The organism is Oleiphilus sp. HI0125 (assembly GCF_001635355.1).
Map to the genome: position 1 here is coordinate 1 of NZ_LWGF01001456.1, position 2,230 is coordinate 2,230.

Genomic DNA, 2,230 nt, shown 5'->3' on the forward strand with positions numbered 1-2,230 from the left:
CGGCTGTAGAGCCCGTTCCGACAATACCAACAGACTGTGTCGCATCGAGTTGAACATCATGATTCCAATTAGAGGTATGGAACATGTTTCCTTCAAAGGAATCTAAACCTGGAATGTCGGGAAGGCTTGGATGATGCAGTATACCTGTCGCGGAAATAACGAAATCACATTCATAGTTATCACCAGTGCTGGTCGTAACTTTCCATACACCGTTATCAAACTTGGCTTCAGTAACCGTTTCATTAAACCGAATCATTGGCCGTAGCTCGTATTTATCAACCACGTTCTCGAAGTATTCTTGGATTTCATTACCACGAGCGAAAAAATTACTCCAATTAGGATTTGGCTCAAACGAATAGGTATACATGTGCGAGGGAATGTCACACGCAACGCCAGGATATGTATTCTCACGCCATGTACCGCCGACTTTTTCTTTTTTTTCGAGAACAATTACTTTCTCAATACCCGCATCTTTGAGCTTTTTCGCCATCAGAATACCTGTCATGCCAGCACCGATGACAATGACTGATGGATTACGTTTAAAAGACATGATTAATCCGTTTATGAATGTACAAACGAATAGCTTAATACAGGCCGAGGATGGCATTTAATGTCCTTGCTAACGCATCAGTTGTTATCAGAGGACAGTTAGAAGATAAGTACATAAAATCAATCACTTAAAGTCTGACATTTTATTAATCTGGTCTAACCTCCAATGAAATCGGACATTTAACCGTTTCAAATGAGATGCTTATATGGAGTAATGATCTGCTGAATAGTGTTTGATGTTAATATTCGCGCGTTTTATCGAACGCAGTGCAAGTTTTTATAAAAAACGTTGTGTCTAATGGCTTAAAAGGCCTAAAGCAGCTTTCAACACAGGTACACAAAATGGACGTAGTAATTATTGGTGCCGGTATTATGGGCGTTACTTTCGCGCATATCGCCAAAACCGTTGACCCTAATCTGAATATAACGATTCTAGAGCGCCTTGATCAGGCTGCTGGGAGCAACTCAAGTGTTTTTAATAATGCAGGTACCGGTCACGAAGCGAATTGCGAATTAAACTACACACCTGTCGATGAAGAAGTTATCAGTGTTGAAAAAGCCTTAGACATCCACGCGCAATTCAACGTCGCTAAGCAATATTGGGCAAACTTAGTAAAGAACGGAATCATTAAAGATCCCGAAAGCTTTATTCACCCGACGAAGCACTGCACGCTGGTAAACGAAGACAGTATTAATCTTCTACACATGCGCTATAAAGAGATGGCATCGCACCATTTCTTTGACGAGATGAAGTTGTCAGAAGACTTCGATGAAATTCAAAGCTGGATTCCACTAACGATGGAAGGTCGATCTCGTCATCAGAAGATGGCTGCAACACGCGTTGACCATGGCACCGATGTCAACTTCGAGTCGATTACTAAGCAACTTGCTCAGCATATGGAAAATGAGCAGAGTGCGGATATTCAATACAATACGCATGTTAAACGCGTGCACAAGAGCCCATCTGGTAGCTGGTTGATTGAATGCGAACAAAACGGCGTGGCGAAACAGGTGCGCGCAGACAAGCTATTTGTTGGCGCCGGCGGTGGTGCTTTCCCTATTTTAAAAGCGAGCCATCTACCAGCAGGTCGGCGCTTCTCAGGTTTCCCAGTTGGTGGTCGTTTTCTTGCAGCAGAGATAGATAAAGAAGTCGCCCAATCATATGGCGCAAAAACATATGGTAAAGCCGCTGTTGGCGCACCGCCAATGTCAGTTCCGCACTTAGATCTGCGTGTTGCTGACGGTAAATATTATCTACTATTTGGCCCATTTGCGACGTTCTCGCCGATTTTAGAGAAGGGTAGAGGAATCGTGGAGTTCATTCGAATGGTCCATTTACACGACATTCCTAACCTTCTTAATGTTGCCCGTGAACATTTCCCTCTCGTCACTTACTTGTTTAAAGAAACATTCAAGGGCGAAAGCGCGATGTTAAAAACACTTGATGAGTTTGCGCCGGGTCTTAGCAATAAATTCAATTGGAAGGTAGTTCAAGCAGGCCAGCGCGTTCAGATCATTAAAGATGGCGATCTACAAATGGGTACTGAAATTGTGACGTCTGAAGATTTGAGCTACGGAACATTGTTAGGCGCTTCGCCTGGAGCATCAGTCTCCCCAGAAGTTATGCTGCGCTGTGTTAAAACGTTGTTTCCAAAAATCGTCAAGAAAGAAGCAGCTCAAG

At 43.3% G+C, this 2,230-nt stretch carries 2 protein-coding genes; one reads left to right on the forward strand and one right to left on the reverse strand.

Annotated elements, in window-relative coordinates; translation table 11 throughout:
* A partial coding sequence (locus tag A3762_RS24705) for an NAD(P)/FAD-dependent oxidoreductase (protein WP_156493736.1) occupies positions 1-550 on the reverse strand: 550 nt, incomplete at its 3' end.
* A 341-nt stretch (positions 551-891) separates the two neighbouring features.
* Between A3762_RS24705 and A3762_RS24710 the strand changes: the two genes are divergently transcribed.
* Positions 892-2,230, forward strand: a 1,339-nt coding sequence (locus tag A3762_RS24710; RefSeq protein WP_068758099.1) for a malate:quinone oxidoreductase, incomplete at its 3' end; no start/stop codon positions are given.